This is a genomic window from Umezawaea sp. (assembly GCF_036375055.1).
In the GTDB taxonomy this organism is placed as follows: domain Bacteria; phylum Actinomycetota; class Actinomycetes; order Mycobacteriales; family Pseudonocardiaceae; genus Umezawaea.
Map to the genome: position 1 here is coordinate 41,704 of NZ_DASUSQ010000084.1, position 16,014 is coordinate 57,717.

Below are 16,014 nucleotides of genomic sequence, written 5' to 3' on the forward strand. Positions count from 1 at the left end.
GCGCACCGCGGCCATCACTCACGCGGTCGCGTAGAACACCACGGCCGCGGCGGTGGCCACGTTGAGGGAGTCGACGCCCGGTGCCATCGGGATGCGGACCGCGACGTCCGCCGCGGCGATGGCCTCCTCGGTGAGACCCGGCCCCTCCGAGCCGAGCAGCACGGCGACGCGCGAGCCGCGCAGGCCCGCGTCGGCCAGGCCGACGGAACCCTCCCTCGGCGTGAGGGCCACGACCCGGAAGCCCTTCTCCCGCAGCACGTCCAACCCGCCGGGCCACGGGTCGAGCGGGGCGAACGGCACCCGCAGCACGTGGCCCATCGACACCCGGACGCTGCGCCGGTACAGCGGGTCGCTGCACCCCGGCCCCAGCAGGATGCCGTCGACACCCAGGGCGGCGGCGTTGCGGAAGATCGACCCCAGGTTCTCGTGGTCGCCCACGCCTTCCAGCACGGCCAGGCGGCGTGCGGTGGAGGCGATGTCGGCCGCGGACGGCTGGACGGCGCGGTCGGCGGCGGCGAGCACGCCGCGGTTGAGGTGGAAGCCGACCACCTCGGCCATCAGGTCGGCGGACGCGACGTACGCGGGGGCCGGGAGGTCGCCGAGCGCCTCGATGCGCCTGCGCACGCCGAGGAACCCCCTGACCGGGAACGGCGAGGCGAGCAGCCGTTCGACCACGACGACACCCTCCGCGATCACGAGACCCCGGCCACCCGGCCGGTCAGGCCTGCGATCAGCGGTGGACAGGTCGCGGAAATCATCCAGTCGCGGGTCGGCCGGGTCGTCGATCTCGATCACCACGGGTGGAATTCTCGCACCTCCCGCCATGTGAGCCGGGCACGTAGACCAGAGGGATCAACATCCACGCGGCCAACCAGCACATCCTCGCCGACTGTTACGGCCATGTGACAGAGAGCACCGATTTGGACGCTGGCGGCCCCCTGCGGGCTGTGTCACGGTTGGCGCTCCGCTCCGCCGCCGGAGTCGCACGACCGAAGGGGAGGCGGCATGGGTAGGGATGTCTCCAGCCGCACGTACACCCGTGACGATCGCCAGAGGTACCGGGAGAAGATCCAGAGGTGTCTCGAAGCACTGGCGACGATGCTGGCGGAGGACAGCTTCTCCTTCCCGAGGCAGCAGATGGGCCTGGAGATCGAACTGGCCCTCGTCGACGACTCCATGAGACCGGCGATGGCGAACGCGGAAGTGCTGGAGAAGATCGACGACCCGTCGTTCACGCTCGAACTCGGCCAGCAGAACCTGGAGATCAACGTCCCGCCGCGCGCGCTGGCGGGCGACGAGACCCTTGGCCTGGAAGAGGACCTGCGCGCGTCGCTCGGCGCGGCCGACGACAAGGCGAAGGACGCGGGCGCGAACCTGGTGATGATCGGTGTGCTGCCGACCCTGCGCAACGAGCACTTCGACCAGCGGTGGCTGTCCAACAGCTCGCGGTACAAGGTGCTGAACGACAGCATCTTCGCGGCGCGCGGCGAGGAAACCCTGCTGCACATGGAGGGTTCGCCGTTCACCGGCCGCACGCCGGAGAGGCTGATGAGCTACCAGGAGTCGATCCTGCCGGAGGCGGCCTGCACGTCGGTGCAGCTGCACCTCCAGGTGGCGCCCTCGGACTTCGCCGCGCACTGGAACGCGGCGCAGTGCCTGGCGGGCGTGCAGGTCGCCATCGCCGCGAACTCCCCGTTCCTGCTGGGCAAGGCGCTGTGGCACGAGACCCGCGTCCCGCTGTTCCTCCAGTCGACCGACACCCGGTCGCAGGAGCTGAAGAACCAGGGCGTGCGGCCGAGGGTGTGGTTCGGCGAGCGCTGGATCACCTCGATCTTCGACCTGTTCGAGGAGAACGCCCGCTACTTCCCCGCGCTGCTGCCGGAGACCGACGAGGAGAACCCCGTCGAGCTGCTGGCGGCGGGCGGGACGCCGGAGCTGGCGGAGCTGCGGCTGCACAACGGCACGGTCTGGCGCTGGAACCGGCCGGTGTACGACGTGGTCGACGGCGTTCCGCACCTGCGCATCGAGAACCGCGTGCTGCCCGCGGGCCCGACCGTGCTGGACATCGTGGCCAACGCGGCGTTCTTCTACGGGGCCCAGCGGGCGCTGGTCGACCAGGAACGTCCACTGTGGACCCAGATGTCGTTCCACGCCGCGGAGGAGAACCTCTACACCGGTTCGCGGCACGGCATGAACGCGCAGCTGTACTGGCCGGGCATCGGCTGGGTGCCGCCGGACGAGCTGGTGCTGCGCAGGCTCCTGCCGATGGCGCACGACGGGCTGCGCGCGTGCGGCGTGTCCGACGAGGCCCGCGAGCGGTACCTCGGCGTGGTCGAGCAGCGCTGCCTAGCCCGGCGCACGGGCTCGTCGTGGCAGCGCGACACGGTGCTGCGCTTGGAGGAGCGCGGCGCCGATCGCGGAACCGCGCTCACCGGGATGCTGGAGCGGTACGTGGAACTCATGCACGGGGGAGGGCCCGTGCACACCTGGCCGGTCTGACCTCGAACGCCGGGGCCGCCGCCCGCTAGCGGCGGCGACCCGACTTCAGCGGCGCCACGTCGGCGCCGTCGTGGGAGCTGCGGCAGTCGTCCGGGGTCACGGCCTCGACCGCGAGGGTCAGCATCCCCTTGACGCCGGTGTAGATGGACTCGCCGCAGGAGGCCAGCGAGGTGTGCACCCGGTTGGAGTCGGAGAAGTCGCGCTCGTCCTTGACGCGCTTCTTGCCCGCCTCCTCCGGCTTGGTGGCGCTGCGGAGGTTCACCTCCAGCCAGGCGGCGACCTCCGCGGGCGTGCTCAGCACCTCTTCCGGGGTGCGTTCCAGCCGTTCCGCCCGAGGTGAGGCGTGGTCGAGCGAGGTGTGCTCGACGTAGGCGTGCCAGTGCGTGTTGCGCATGGACCAGGTCTGTTCGACAGGCCAGTCCTCCTCGGTGCTCATCCTCTTATCTTGCACCCTTCGCGGGTCGGCTGGCGAACAGCCCGCGGACGTCCAGCTCGCGGTCGACGGAGACCGCGCGTGCGAGCCTGCGGTCGTGCGTGACCAGCAACAACGTGCCCTCGTACGTGTCGAGCGCCTGTTCCAGCTGGTTGATCGCCGCGAGGTCGAGGTGGTTGGTCGGCTCGTCGAGCACGAGGCAGGTGGTGCCGCGGGCCTGCAACAGGGCCAGTCCGGCACGGGTGCGCTCGCCGGGCGACAGGGTCCTGGCCTCCCGCAGCACGGTGTCCGCGCCGACCCGGAACTTCGCCAGCAGCGTCCGCGCGTCGACCCGTTCCAGCCCGGTGGCCGACACCACCACGTCGAGCACGGACCGGTCGGTGGCGAACTCCTCGCGGAGCTGGTCGACCTCGCCGACGACGACCGACGCGCCCCGGCTCCGGTCGCCGGACACCAGCGGGACCCGGCCCAGCAGCGCGCCGAGGAGCGTGGACTTGCCCGACCCGTTCGGGCCGGTGATCCGCCAGCGCTCGCCCGCGCCGATCGTGAGGTCGACCGGTCCGAGCGTCACGTCACCGCGCTGGACGACGGCCTGCCGCAACGTGAACGCGACCTGGCTCCCCCGTCCCGCGCTGGGCAGCGTGAGGCGGAGTTCCCACGCCTCGCGCGGTTCCTCCACCTCCTCCAGCCGGTCCAGCGCGCGGTCCACGGTGGACGCCTTGGCGGCGGTGGCCTGCGAGCGCTGCTTCTCCCGGTGCCGGATGTTGCGGTCGTTCTCACCCGACCTGGCCACGTTGCGCACGCCCTGGCGGGACCACTCGCGGGTCTGCCGCGCCCGCTCGGTCAGCGAGTCGCGCTTGGTCGCGTACGCCTCGAACTCCTCGCGCGCCCGCCGTTCGGCCGCGGCCTTCTCCTCGACGTAGGCGTCCCAGCCGCCGCGGAAGAGGGTCGTGGTGCGGGTGAACTCGTCCAGCTCGGCGATGGCCGTGGTGGTGCGGGCCAGGAACTCCCGGTCGTGGCTGACGAGCACGACCGCGGCCGGGCTGCCCACGACGTGGGTCTCCAGCAGGTCGAGCCCGTCGGCGTCCAGGTCGTTGGTCGGCTCGTCGAGCAGCAGCACGTCCGCCCTGGTCAGCAGCACCGACGCCAGCCGCAGCCGAGCCGACTGGCCGCCGGACAGCTCGTGCGCGGCGCGGCGGTCGAGCAGGTCGGCGGCGAGGCCGAGCCGGTCGCACACGGCGTCCGCGCGCTCGTCGAAGTCGGCGGCGCCGATGGTCGTCCAGCGGTCGAACGCGGCCGAGTACCGGTCGTCGGCACCGGGAGCGCCCTCGGACAGGGCGACGGCGGCGCGCTCGAAGTCGGCCGACGCCTCGGCGACGCCCGTGCGGCGGGCCAGGTGCGCGCGGAGCGATTCGCCGGGACGGGGACGGGTCTCCTGCGTGAGGTACGCCACCACGGCCGACGGCGGGTGCCTGCTGACGACACCCCCGTCCGGGACCAGTTCACCGGCCAGCACCCGCAGCAGCGTCGACTTGCCGACGCCGTTGGGAGCGACCAGACCGGTGCGCTCGCCTGCGCGGACGTCGAGGTCGACCCCCACGAGCACCGTCCTCGGACCGAACGACAGCGTGACCCCGCGGGCCGTCAGGACGGACACGGGTCGACCGTTCCAGCCGCGGGTGCACCGGGCAACCGAGTTTCCGCCCGGGATCGGTCCCACCCTCGCACACCGAGCTTGATGCCAGTAAGTTGCAACTAATAGATAGTTGCAAAAAGCTGAAGGGGAGAGCCGCGATGGCCCCGTACGTGCTGCCGGATCTGGACTACGACTACGCCGATCTGGAGCCCGCGATCATCGGCGAGATCAACGAGCTGCACCACGGCAAGCACCACGCCGCGTACGTGAAGGGCGCGAACGACACGCTGGAGCAGATCGACGAGGCCCGCGACAAGGAGAACCTCGGCTCGATCGTCGGCCTGGAGACCACGCTCGCGTTCCACCTCGCCGGGCACGCGCTGCACCAGGTGTGGTGGAAGAACCTCAGCCCGAACGGCGGCGACAAGCCGGTCGGCGAGCTGGCGGCGGCGGTGGACGAGTTCTTCGGCTCGTTCGACAAGCTGCGCCTCCAGCTCAACGCCGCCGCGAGCTCGATCCAGGGGTCGGGCTGGGGCATCCTCGCCTGGGAGCCGGTCGGGCAGCGGTTGATCACGCAGCAGCTGAAGGACCACCACTCCAACCTGTCGATCGCGACCACGCCGCTGCTGGCGTTCGACATCTGGGAGCACGCGTACTACCTCCAGTACCGCAACCTGAAGGTGGACTACATCAACGCGCTGTGGAACATCGTCGACTGGGACGACGTGAACGCGCGCTTCGAGGCGGCGCGGGCCGGGCAGAACGGGCTGCTGCTCCCCACCGCCTGACAGGACTCGGCAGTGGGTGCTCCGACAAGCCGACGCTGCCGATCGGGAGCGTCGGGGTGCCGCGCGGAATGCGGTGCCCCGGCACTCCCGGACCACATAACGACGAGGCCCCGCCCCCGGCGGTACGACCGGGGGCGGGGCCTCGTCTGTTCCCGAACTGACTGCCACTCCCACCACGAAGTGACGAGACTTAGGTTAGCCTAAGCTCTCTCACTTGGGAAGCGGGTAGCCCGAAAGTGTGCGGGAGAAGTTCGTTCCCGCACCTCGGAGGCCTGCGGATCTACGTGCGGCGGTTGCGGACCGGGAACTTCGGCAGCACCAGGCCGCCGCGGCGGACCAGGACGGCGTAGCCGACCAGCGCCGTGACGATCGAGATGACGCCGCCCGCCACCAGCGGGGCCCGGCCGGTGAAGTGCTCGGCCAGCCAGCCCATCACCGGGCCGCCCACCGGCGTGCCGCCGAGGAACACCAGCATGTAGAGGCCCATCACCCGACCGCGCATGGCCGGTGCCACCGACATCTGCACGGTGGCGTTGGCGGTGGTCGTGAACGTCATCATCGCGATGCCGACCGGGATCAGCATCAGGCCGACGGTGATGAGGTTCGGCATCAGGCCTGCCGCGACCTCCAGGAAGCCGAACGCCAGCGCGCCGCCGATCAGCAGCCCGAGCCGGGGCTTGCCCCGCGTGCTGCGCTTGGCCGCGAGCGTCGCCCCGGCGAGGGTGCCGACGGCGAGCAGCGTCGTCAGCAGGCCGTACGCGTCGGCGTTGCCGCCGAACACGTTGCGGGCCATCACCGCCAGGGTGAGGAAGAAGTTCAGGCCGAACGTGGAGATGAAGAAGACCAGCACCAGCAGGATCACCAGGTCCGGCCGACCCTTCACGTACCGCAGCCCCTCGCGCAGCTGCCCGCGCTCGCGGGGCACGGGCACGGAGCGGTGCAGGCGGGAGACGTCCATCAGCAGCAGCCCGCCGATCACGGCGACGAACGAGGCCGCGTTGATCAGGAACATCCAGCCGGTGCCGATGAGGGTGATGCCGACGCCCGCGACGGCGGGGCCGACCATGCGGGCCAGGTTGAAGGTCATCGAGTTGAGCGCCACGGCGTTCGGCAGCTGGTCCTTGCCGACCATCTCGATCACGAACGACTGCCGCACCGGCGTTTCCGTCGCCGAGACGCAGCCGAGCAGCAGGCACAGCAGGTACACGTGCCACAGCTCCGCGAGCCCCGTGACGTCCAGCAGCCCCAGCGTCAGCGCGCACAGCGCCAGGCCGGTCTCCAGCACCAGCAGCAGCTTGCGCTTGTCCATCCGGTCCGCGAGGACGCCCGCGTAGAGCGAGAACACGAGGGTGGGCGCGAACTGGAGCGCGGCGGCGATGCCCAGCGCCACCGGGCTGCCGCCGGACAGCTCCAGCACGAGCCAGTCCTGGGCGACGCGCTGCATCCACACGCCGATGAGGGAGACGACCTGGCCGGACGCGTAGAACCGGTAGTTGCGGACCTTGAGGGACTCGAACATGCCGGAGCGCTTCGGTGCCTTCTCCCGCGGGGGAGGTAGCGCGATGTCCCGGTCGATCCGATCCGTCTCGCTACCACCCGCGTAAGCCGGCACCTTGTTACTGCCCCGCCATCCTGTCGATGATCTCCGCCGCGCGGGAGAGGAGTTCCCGCTCTTCCGCCGTCAGTTCAGCCAAGCGCTTGTCGAGCCAGGCTTCCCTGGCCCCCACCTCTTCGTTCACGAACGCGAGACCGGACTCGCTGAGCTGCACGATGGCCTGGCGGCCGTCGGTGGGGTGAGGCCTGCGGGTCGCGAAGCCGAACTCCTCCAGCGCGGCTATCACCCTGGTCATCGACGGGGGCTGGACGCCTTCCTTGGCGGCCAGCTCGCCGGGCGTCAGCGGCCCGCACTTGTGCAGTGTGGACAGCGCCGAGACCTGCGTGAGGGTGATCGACGAATTGGTGCGCTGGGCGCGGAGCCTGCGGTTGAGCCGAACGACGGCGAGCCTCAACCTGCTCGCCAGTCCCTGCTCCCCCACGATGTCCGTCACGTAGTTAGCATACCTCACGATATGAACCTCCGCGCCCGTCCGAGTGGCCGAATCGGACTTACGCCCCGAACAGGGCCCGGATGGGGCCGATGGCGAAGTACACGACGAACGCCGCCGCGACCACCCACATGAGCGGGTGCACGCTCCTGGCCCGACCCGTCAGCGCCCGCAGCAGCACGTAGCTGACGAAGCCCGCGCCGATGCCGTTGGCGATCGAGTAGGTGAACGGCATCACGACGATGGTGAGGAACGCGGGCAGCGCGATGGAGAAGTCGCCGAAGTCGATTTCCTTGACCTGCATCATCATCAGCGCGCCGACGATGACCAGCGCGGGCGCGGCGGCCTCGACCGGCACCACCGCGTACAGCGGTGTCAGGAACATCGCGGCGAGGAACAGCAGCCCCGTCACGACGTTCGCCAGGCCCGTGCGCGCCCCCTCGGCGATGCCGGAGGCGGACTCGATGTAGACCGTGTTCGACGACGAGGACGCCGCACCGCCCGCGACCGCGCCGACGCCGTCGACGAACAGGGCCTTGTTGACGTTCGGCAACTGGCCCTCCCGGTCGATCAGACCGGCCTCCTTGCCGAGCCCCGTCATCGTGCCGACGGTGTCGAAGAAGTCGGTCAGCACGAGCGTGAACACCAGCAGCGCGCAGGTGATCGCGGGCACGCGGGTCCACGCCCCGAAGGAGACCTCACCGACGAGCGACAGGTCGGGGAGGCTGAGGAACTCGCTCGGCAGGGCCGGGTAGCCGAGGTTCCAGCCGAGCGGGTCGACGCCCTTCGACGGGCCCGCGTGGAAGACGGCCTCGACCACGATGGACAGCACCGTCGCCGACAGCACGCCGATGAGGATCGCGCCCTTCACCCTGCGGGCGAACAGGATGCCGGTGACGAGCAGGCCGACCACGAACACCAGCGTCGGCCACGACGCGATCGAGCCGTTGATGCCGAGGCCCACCGGGACGGTCGTGCCCGCGGCGTCGGGGAGCCTGCGCACGAAGCCCGCGTCGACCAGGCCGATGAAGCAGATGAACAGGCCGATGCCGACCGCGATGGCCGCCTTCAGCTCGTTCGGCACGGCGTTGAACACCGCCTGCCTCACCCCGGTCACCACCAGGAGCAGCACGACCAGGCCGTTCAGCACGACCAGGCCCATCGCCTCGGGCCAGGTCATCTGGGGCACGATCGTGACCGCCACGAACGTGTTGATGCCCAGGCCGGTGGCCATCGCGAACGGCAGGTTCGCGACCAGGCCGAAGAGGATGGTCATCACGCCCGCGACCAGCGCCGTCACCGCCGCGACCTGGGTGACCGGCAGGATCGCGCCGAGCACGTCCTTCTTCGCCCCGGCGTCGTCGGCCGCGAAGCTGCCCAGGATCAACGGGTTCAGCACCACGATGTACGCCATCGTCACGAACGTGACCAGTCCGCCGCGCAGCTCCCGCGAAACGGTCGAGCCGCGTTCGGAGATCTTGAAGAAACCGTCGAGCTTCGAAGGTGGCGGCGTCGTCGACTCCGCGGACGTCCCTCGGGTGGCCATGTCTACCCCAATCGGTACCTGGACCGGTGCCCGGTGAGCGTGCCCGATCCTTGTTTCCGGGAGGTAGCCTGCCTGACGTGGCCGAACAGTCCGAACACGACTCGCTGCCGAGTCCTCCCCCGCTGCCCGCGAGGCTGGCCGACCCCGTGCCCACCATCCTCGGCGGCACGGCGGTGTGGGCTCTGGCCTTCCTCTACTTCCTGGTCTTCGACGTGGACAACACCCTGTGGCTGTGGTGCTGCTTCACGGGCATGGTGCTCGGGATCCTGGGGTACGGCCTGTTCGCGTGGCAGCGCCGGGCCGCGCGCCGCGGGTCGCGGGGCGCGCAGACCGGTTTCTGACCGGCCGGTCCCTAACCGAGCAGGGTGACCGGGGTCGGGTCGGTGATCAGGGCGGCGAACGCGTGCCGGTCCGCCCAGCGGTCGCTGGTCCACGCCAGCGCGCGGGCCAGGCCCTCGGGGGTGTCGACGGCGTGCACCACGTCGTCGACCAGCCACCACGAGACCTCGTGCTCGGTCCCGTCGACGCTCACGCGCAGCTCGTCGTGCACGACCACGGACCCGTCCGGCAGGTCGACGCCGAGCAGCTCGCAGGCCAGCCGGACGGCGCCCAGCTCGTGCCACGGGACGGCGTCGCCCCCGGTCGTCGGCACCCCGTCGACCTCCTCGGACGCCAGCGGCAGCGCGAGCAGCTCGGCCAGCGCGTCGGCTCCACCGTCGGCGGCCAGCACGCCCTCCGGGGGCAGCACGCCGAGCAGCCACGGCAGGTCGAGCACGACCACGTCGTCGGCGGGCACGGCGGCGCCGGTCAGCACGCGCACCCTCTCCGGCGGGGTGATGCCGCCGGAGTCGAGCAGGTGCGCGACCTCGGCCAGCGCCGCGTGCGCCGTGAACACCAGCGCGTCGGCGGGCGTCCGCTCCGGGTCGCCCAGGCGCCGCAGCAGGTCCCGCACGTCGTCGTCGCCGCGCACGTCCAGCTCGGTGCGCACGCCGACCGCGACGAGCACGTGCTCGGGCAGGCCGACGTCCGGCACCACGTCGTAGAGCCCGGCGAGGGACTCGGCGGTCGGCAGCCGCCAGTCGCACAGCGGCACGCCGTCGAGCGTCGCGTACTGCGAGAGCCACCAGCCGGTGTAGCCGTCCGGCTCCCGCACCGCCCGCCACGCCACCGGGTCGGCGGCCAGCATCGCCAGCGCGGCGGGCCACGCGTCGCGGGCCACCAGGTCGAGGTCGCGGATGCCGACGACGCGGGTCGGCGGCTCCGGCGACGCGGCCCACCAGTAGCCCTCGTCGGCCAGGTCGTGGTCGGGCTCGGTCGGGTCCTCGTCCACGACCACGCTGAACCCGTCGACCACGCCGATCGCGGTCAGCACCGACCGGGGCCACTGCTCGGCGACCTTCGCGTCCAGCACGCCGATCGGGGCGTCCGGCTCCAGCACGTCCAGCAGCGCCGAATCGGGCAGCACCAGCTCGTCCGCGCGGCGCCAGTCGCCGGAGGCGTCGGGCAGCACGAGTTCCGCGAGCCACGGCCGGTCGCCGGAGCGCATCCCGGAGCGGTCGACCAGGCGCAGCACGGCGCGCACGAGGTCGTGGCCGTCCATGCCCGCGTCGACCTCGTCGGCGCTGCGGTGCACGGCCTCGCGGATGGCCTCGGAGTCCAGCAGTTCCACCGGCCCGGCCTCGACCGCGCCGAGGCGGGTCAGCAGCCGGTGCACGGCCTCGGGGTGCGCGATCCGCAGCCCGGACACGTCCACGCCCGCCAGCAGGTCCAGGGTCTCCTGGTCGGCGTCGAGGACCAGCACGCCGCGCGGGCTCGTGACGGTCCGGCCGTCCGCCAGCGGGACCGGGAGGCCGCCCAGGTCCTCGCGGGCCTTCGAGTCGACCTCGGCGATCGGGTCCAGCTCGGCGTAGAGCCGACGCCACCAGTCCGGGTCGCCGCTCAGGCCCGCCAGCGCGTCCACGACGTCGCGCATGGTCAGGCGGCGAACCTCCAGCGCCGCCAACGCCTTCGCGTGCTCGGGCAGGGTGAGCTCGGCGTCGAGCAGGCCGGGGATCACTTCTTCCAGGAGTTCGACCAGTTCCTCGGAACCCGCGTCGAGCACCTTCGCCTTCGCGGGCGAGGCCCACTCGCCGCTCGCGAGCGGCAGCCATTCGGCCGTGCGCAAGGCCTTCAGCACGCCGGCGCGCAGCACACCGTCCACTTCGGACAGAGGGAAGCCGGGCAGGGGGACGAGCGTCGTCCGTTGCACGGCGGGCAGCTTCGCGACCAGGGCCGGGTAGTGCGCGGCGGCCTCGGCGAGCACGGCGTCCACGGCGGGGCCGGGCTGCACGCGGCGGCGCGACGGCTCGACCGGCAGCGTGGCGAGCAGCCTCGCGGGCAGCGACAGGCGTTCGTCGGTGGGGGTCGGCGCGTGCAGCACCTCGTCGGCCAGGACGCCGTCGGACGGCCACGCCCAGCAGATCGACCACTGCGGCCGGGTCTCGACACCCGCCACGAGCGACGCGGGCAGCTCACCGGAGACGCGGTGCAGGACCCAGCGGGTCGAGCCGTCCGGGCCGTGCAGGACCACCACGTCGTCGTCGACGTCCTCGCGGGTCCACACCCGGTCCGCGATCTCGACGCGGTTCAGGCCGGGCAGCGCCAGCAGCAGGTCGCCCGCCTGGTCGGCGAACTCGGCCAGCAGCGCGGCCCCGTCCACCTTCAGCGGCAGCCGGACCTCGGTCGCGAAACCCGCGGGCACGTCGGTCTCGTCGCTCGGCCACACCAGCCGCAGCACCGGCACGTCGCCGCCGCGCTGCTCGGCCGAGTCCGGCACGGCGGCACGGGTGCGCTCGGCGGAGAAGGCGACGGCGCCGGAGGTCGACACGACCCTGGGGGCGTCGGTCACGGCCAGCACCGCGGCGAAGCCGACGCCGAACTGGCCGATGGTGCCGGAGTTCTTGGTCGACGCGCGCAGCGACGCGAGCGCCGTCACACCGGCGGCGTCCAGCGGCACGCCGGTGTTCGCCGCGCGCAGCTCGCCGTCCACAACGGACAGGCGGAGCACGCCGGGCTCGGCGCCCGCGGCGTCGGAGGCGTTCTGCGCCAGCTCGACCAGCAGCCGGTCGCGGTAGCCCCCGAGGCGCAGGTCCTCCTCGGCGTTGGCGTCCTCGCGGAACCTGGTGGGCGAACCGCGCCACGAGGCCAGCACGGAGTCGCGCAGCGCCTCCGTGCCGAAGGGGTCCGAGGGCACGGCGGGCTCCTGGGTCACTGGGTCGTGGTCTCGTTCTCGTCCTGCGCCACGTCGGCCGCGGGAGTCCCGTCCTCGGGGACCTCGGCTGCCGGCACGTCGGCTGCTTCGACCGCGGGAGCCTCGGACACCTCGGCAGCGGGTTCGGGAGCCTCGGCCGCCTCGGCAGCGGGCGTCTCGTCCACGACGGGCGTCTCGTCCACGACAGGCGCCTCGTCCACGACAGGCGCCTCGTCCACTGCGGGCGCCTCGTCCACGACGGCCGCCTCGTCCACGGCAGGCGCCTCATCCACGACAGGCGCCTCGTCCACGACGGGCGCCTCATCCACGGCAGGCGCCTCGTCCACGACGGGTGCCTCGGCCTCAGGTGCCTCGTCCACGGCGGGTGCGGGTGCCTCCGCGACCGGGGTGCGCTGCTCGTTGGGCTCCACGTCGAGCTGGGCGTCGTCGTAGACCACGTCCGAGACGGGGATGCCGACGCTCATGTCGATCTCGACTTCGGAGTGCGCGCCGCAGCCGTACTCCACGTGCACCACGCGGCCGTCCGCGGGCGTCAGCTCGTTCGCGCACACGCCGAACGCGGCACCGAGCGAGCCCTTGATCTGCTGGTAGAAGCCGCAGCTGCCGCACGTGGCCGGCGCGCTGCGGGCCATGTCGCTGAGCGGGCCGAAGTCGCCGCCGTGCCAGCGCTCGGCGGCGTCGAGGCGGCCGTTGCGGCCGAGCACGCGCACGCGGCCGAGGCCGATCTCCCGCGAGACCTCCTCGATCGCCGGGTCCTCGGACTCCAGGTAGCCGGGCACCAGCCGCGGGTCGTCGCGGCGGGTGGGCATGAGGTCGCCCACACCGAGGTCGCCCGCGCGGACGCGGTCCTCCCACGGCACCCAGTCCGGGGCGACCAGGGCCTCGTTGCCGGGCAGCAGGACGACCTCGCTCACCGAGAGGGGCGTGCCCTCCCCGGCGAACGCGACCGTCACGGCCCAGTTCCAGCCGTGGTACCCGGCGTGGTTGGCCTCGAAGAGGTGGGTGACCGAGACCTCGTCCTCACCGAGCACACCCACGTGCGCGCCGATGCGTTCCTGGCCTGCTTCCTCCTGCGCGGCGGCGCGGGCGAGATCGACGGCTTCGGAATCGGCGAGCACCGGCTGCGGCTGCTGAGTGGGCATTGGGGTCACAGGTGAATTGTGCCGCACGACTACACAGCCGCGTGCACTCGTGTCACCCTTCTGGACGTGCGGAGGCTTGCGGCGTTGGCAGGACTGGTCCTCGTCGGCGCGTGCTCGACCGCGCCCGCCCCCTCGGGAGGCCCGTCGAAGGGGCCGTCGAAGGTGGAGGTGCTGGCCACGATCCCGCACGACCCGACCGCGTTCACGCAGGGTCTGGAGCTGCGGGACGGCGTCCTCTACGAGGGCACCGGCCTCGAAGGCGAGTCCTCGGTGCGGCGTGTCGACCCGGACACGGGCACCGTCCAGCAGCGGGTCGACCTGCCGGGTCCCCTGTTCGGCGAGGGCATCACGCTCGTGGGCGACCGCGTCTGGCAGATCACCTGGCAGGACGGGATCGCCATCGAGCGGGACCGCACGACGCTGGCCGAGGTGAAACGGGTCACCTACGACGGCGAGGGCTGGGGCCTCTGCCTGGACGGCGGGCGGCTCGTGATGAGCGACGGCACGGCCGAGCTGACGTTCCGCGACCCGACCACGTTCGCCGAGACCGGCACGGTCGGCGTGACGAGGGACGGGCAGCCGCTGCCGATGCTCAACGAGCTGGAGTGCGTCGACGGCGTCGTGTGGGCGAACGTGTGGCAGACCGACGAGATCGTCCGCATCGACCCCGGCAGCGGGAAGGTGACGGCCGGCGTCGACGCCGGGTCGCTGCGCCCCGCCGACGTGCCGAGGGCGAACGTGCTCAACGGGATCGCGGCGGTGCCGGGCACGGACGAGTTCCTGGTGACCGGGAAGAACTGGCCGAGCGTGTTCCGCGTCCGGTTCGTCGAGTGAGCCACCGCGCGGTGCCCCGGAGCGGGTGATTCCGGTCGGCCGTTCGTCCGTTCGCGCACGCCCGGCCTCCGCGTGAGGCAGGATTGACACGTGAAGCGCTCCGGTTCGGACGACCCGCACGGCACACCCCGTGCCCGGCGCGGCTGGAGCGGCGGGCGCAGGTCCCGCCGCGGGCCGGAGCAGCCGACGGGCATCACCGAGTGGCCGCCGAGCCCGCCGCCCCAGGCCGCCCCCCGGCAAGCGCCACCGCCGCCCCCGAGGCGGCAGCCACCACCCCGGCGGGAACCGCCGACGCGGTACCCGTGGGAGGACGACGACTACCAGCCGAGGCAGGCCCCGGAGGCGCGCTTCGACCTCGAACGACCGAGCCGGATGCGGCCCACCAGGCCGTACCCGACGGGTGAGCCGCCGGAGCTGGGGCGGGAGGGGTCGCGGCGGGAGCGGGTGCCGGTCTCGGAGCAGCCCACCACCCCGACGCTGCCGAAGAAGCTGACCGTCACCAGGGTCGCGGTGTTCCGCGGCAGGCAGCTCGGCCAGCGGGCCGTGACCGCGTTCCGGAAGGCCGTGCACGCCGACGGCGCGGAGAAGTCCGGGCTCACCGCCCTCACGTACGCGGTGATGCTGAACTACGCCGCCGACGCCGCGATGGCCGTGGCGCTGGCGAACACCCTCTTCTTCTCGGCGGCGACCGGCGAGAGCCAGGGCAAGGTCGCGCTCTACCTGCTGATCACCGTGGCCCCGTTCGCGCTGATCGCCCCCGTCATCGGTCCCGCGCTGGACCGCATCCAGCGCGGCAGGCGCATCGCCCTCGCCGCGGCCTGCGTGCTGCGCGTGTTCCTGTCGATCGTCATGGCGCTGCACTTCGACGACTGGGGCCTCTACCCGGCGGCGCTGGGCAGCATGGTGCTGTCCAAGTCGTTCACGGTGCTCAAGTCCGCGATCACCCCACGGGTGCTGCCGCCGGACATCACGCTGTCCAAGACCAACGCCCGCATGACCGTGTTCGGCCTGGCCGCGGGCGGTGTCCTCGGTGCCGTCGCGGCCGGTTTCGCCCAGCTCTTCGACTCCCCCGGCGCCCTCTGGTTCACCGCCGCCCTGTGCCTGGCCAACGCCTGGCTGTGCCTGAGGATCCCGGCGTGGGTGGAGGTCACCGAGGGCGAGGTGCCGACGTCGCTGCGCACCGGGGCGAGGAGGGCCAAGCGCCAGCCCCTCGGCAGGCACGTGGTCGTGTCGCTCTGGGGCAACGGCACGATCCGCGTGCTGACCGGCTTCCTCACGCTGTTCGCGGCCTTCGTCGTCCGCGCCCAGACCGAGGGCGACGCGGGCAAGCAGCTGCTCCTGCTCGGCGTCATCGCGGGCGCGGCGGGCGTCGGCAGCTTCCTCGGCAACGCGGTGGGGGCGCGCCTGCACTTCGGCAACCCCGACCAGGTCGTCGTGGCCTGCCTGAGCGCGGCGCTGACCGTGGCGGTGCTGGCGGCGGTCCTGCCGGGGCTCACCACGGCCGCGATCGTCGGGCTGGTCGGGGCCACGGCCAGCGGGCTGGCGAAGATCAGCCTCGACGCCGTGATCCAGGACGACCTGCCCGAGGAGTCCCGTGCGTCGGCGTTCGGGCGGTCGGAGACGATCCTCCAGCTGACGTGGGTGTTCGGCGGTGCGCTCGGCGTCCTGCTGCCCGCCACGTACTGGATCGGGTTCACGGTGCTGTCGGTGCTGCTCGCCGCCGGGCTGACCCAGACGGTCATGTGCCTGCGGGGCGGGTCGCTGATCCCCGGCATCGGCGGCGACCGGCCCGAGCACCCGAACGCAGTGCACCCCACCAAGCCCATCGGGTGAGCGTGCGT

Annotated in this window: 13 protein-coding genes; 5 read left to right on the plus strand and 8 right to left on the minus strand. The window is 72.2% G+C overall.

What is annotated here, in order from left to right; all coding sequences use genetic code 11:
• Positions 1–18 precede the first annotated feature (18 nt).
• Positions 19–795, minus strand: a complete 777-nt coding sequence (locus VFZ92_RS23385) for an RNA methyltransferase (RefSeq protein WP_330878246.1) — start codon at positions 793–795, stop codon at positions 19–21.
• Positions 796–1,005: 210 nt separating this feature from the next.
• On the opposite strand from VFZ92_RS23385, the gene VFZ92_RS23390 reads away from it, so the two are divergent.
• Complete coding sequence (locus tag VFZ92_RS23390; RefSeq protein ID WP_330878155.1) at positions 1,006–2,499, plus strand: glutamate--cysteine ligase; 1,494 nt, start codon at positions 1,006–1,008, stop codon at positions 2,497–2,499.
• A 25-nt stretch (positions 2,500–2,524) separates the two neighbouring features.
• Here VFZ92_RS23390 and VFZ92_RS23395 read toward each other — a convergent pair whose 3' ends face one another.
• Both VFZ92_RS23395 and VFZ92_RS23400 read right to left on the minus strand, forming a co-directional pair.
• Positions 2,525–2,935 (minus strand): hypothetical protein, encoded by a 411-nt coding sequence (locus VFZ92_RS23395; RefSeq protein ID WP_259624433.1) that lies wholly within the window; start codon positions 2,933–2,935, stop codon positions 2,525–2,527.
• Positions 2,936–2,939: 4 nt separating this feature from the next.
• The gene (locus tag VFZ92_RS23400) at positions 2,940–4,589 is read right to left on the minus strand and encodes an ABC-F family ATP-binding cassette domain-containing protein (RefSeq protein ID WP_330878156.1); all 1,650 of its coding nucleotides are present in this window, start codon (positions 4,587–4,589) and stop codon (positions 2,940–2,942) included.
• Between the two features lie 137 nt (positions 4,590–4,726).
• Between VFZ92_RS23400 and VFZ92_RS23405 the strand changes: the two genes are divergently transcribed.
• A complete protein-coding gene (locus tag VFZ92_RS23405; RefSeq protein ID WP_330878157.1) occupies positions 4,727–5,356 on the plus strand; it encodes a superoxide dismutase in 630 nt (209 codons plus the stop codon).
• A 280-nt stretch (positions 5,357–5,636) separates the two neighbouring features.
• Here VFZ92_RS23405 and VFZ92_RS23410 read toward each other — a convergent pair whose 3' ends face one another.
• From VFZ92_RS23410 to VFZ92_RS23420, 3 genes are all read right to left on the minus strand, one after another.
• Entirely contained in the window at positions 5,637–6,968 is a 1,332-nt protein-coding gene (locus tag VFZ92_RS23410; RefSeq protein WP_330878158.1) for an MFS transporter, read from the minus strand.
• A gap of 4 nt (positions 6,969–6,972) precedes the next feature.
• Positions 6,973–7,392: a MarR family winged helix-turn-helix transcriptional regulator gene (locus tag VFZ92_RS23415; protein ID WP_414719989.1), complete on the minus strand. Its 420-nt coding sequence runs from the start codon at positions 7,390–7,392 to the stop codon at positions 6,973–6,975.
• A 70-nt stretch (positions 7,393–7,462) separates the two neighbouring features.
• A complete protein-coding gene (locus VFZ92_RS23420; RefSeq protein ID WP_330878160.1) occupies positions 7,463–8,947 on the minus strand; it encodes an NCS2 family permease in 1,485 nt (494 codons plus the stop codon).
• 77 nt (positions 8,948–9,024) lie between these two features.
• Here VFZ92_RS23420 and VFZ92_RS23425 point away from each other — a divergent pair, with 77 nt between their 5' ends.
• Positions 9,025–9,288, plus strand: coding sequence for a DUF2530 domain-containing protein (locus tag VFZ92_RS23425; RefSeq protein ID WP_330878161.1), 264 nt, complete (start codon positions 9,025–9,027; stop codon positions 9,286–9,288).
• Positions 9,289–9,299: 11 nt separating this feature from the next.
• Here VFZ92_RS23425 and VFZ92_RS23430 read toward each other — a convergent pair whose 3' ends face one another.
• The gene (locus VFZ92_RS23430; protein WP_330878162.1) at positions 9,300–12,179 is read right to left on the minus strand and encodes a sacsin N-terminal ATP-binding-like domain-containing protein; all 2,880 of its coding nucleotides are present in this window, start codon (positions 12,177–12,179) and stop codon (positions 9,300–9,302) included.
• A gap of 14 nt (positions 12,180–12,193) precedes the next feature.
• Positions 12,194–13,339, minus strand: coding sequence for a DUF3027 domain-containing protein (locus tag VFZ92_RS23435; RefSeq protein ID WP_330878247.1), 1,146 nt, complete (start codon positions 13,337–13,339; stop codon positions 12,194–12,196).
• A 66-nt stretch (positions 13,340–13,405) separates the two neighbouring features.
• Between VFZ92_RS23435 and VFZ92_RS23440 the strand changes: the two genes are divergently transcribed.
• A complete protein-coding gene (locus VFZ92_RS23440) occupies positions 13,406–14,173 on the plus strand; it encodes a glutaminyl-peptide cyclotransferase (RefSeq protein WP_330878163.1) in 768 nt (255 codons plus the stop codon).
• A 90-nt stretch (positions 14,174–14,263) separates the two neighbouring features.
• On the plus strand, positions 14,264–16,006 hold the full coding sequence (locus tag VFZ92_RS23445) for an MFS transporter (RefSeq protein WP_414719984.1): 1,743 nt from the start codon (positions 14,264–14,266) through the stop codon (positions 16,004–16,006).
• The last annotated feature ends 8 nt before the right edge of the window (positions 16,007–16,014 follow it).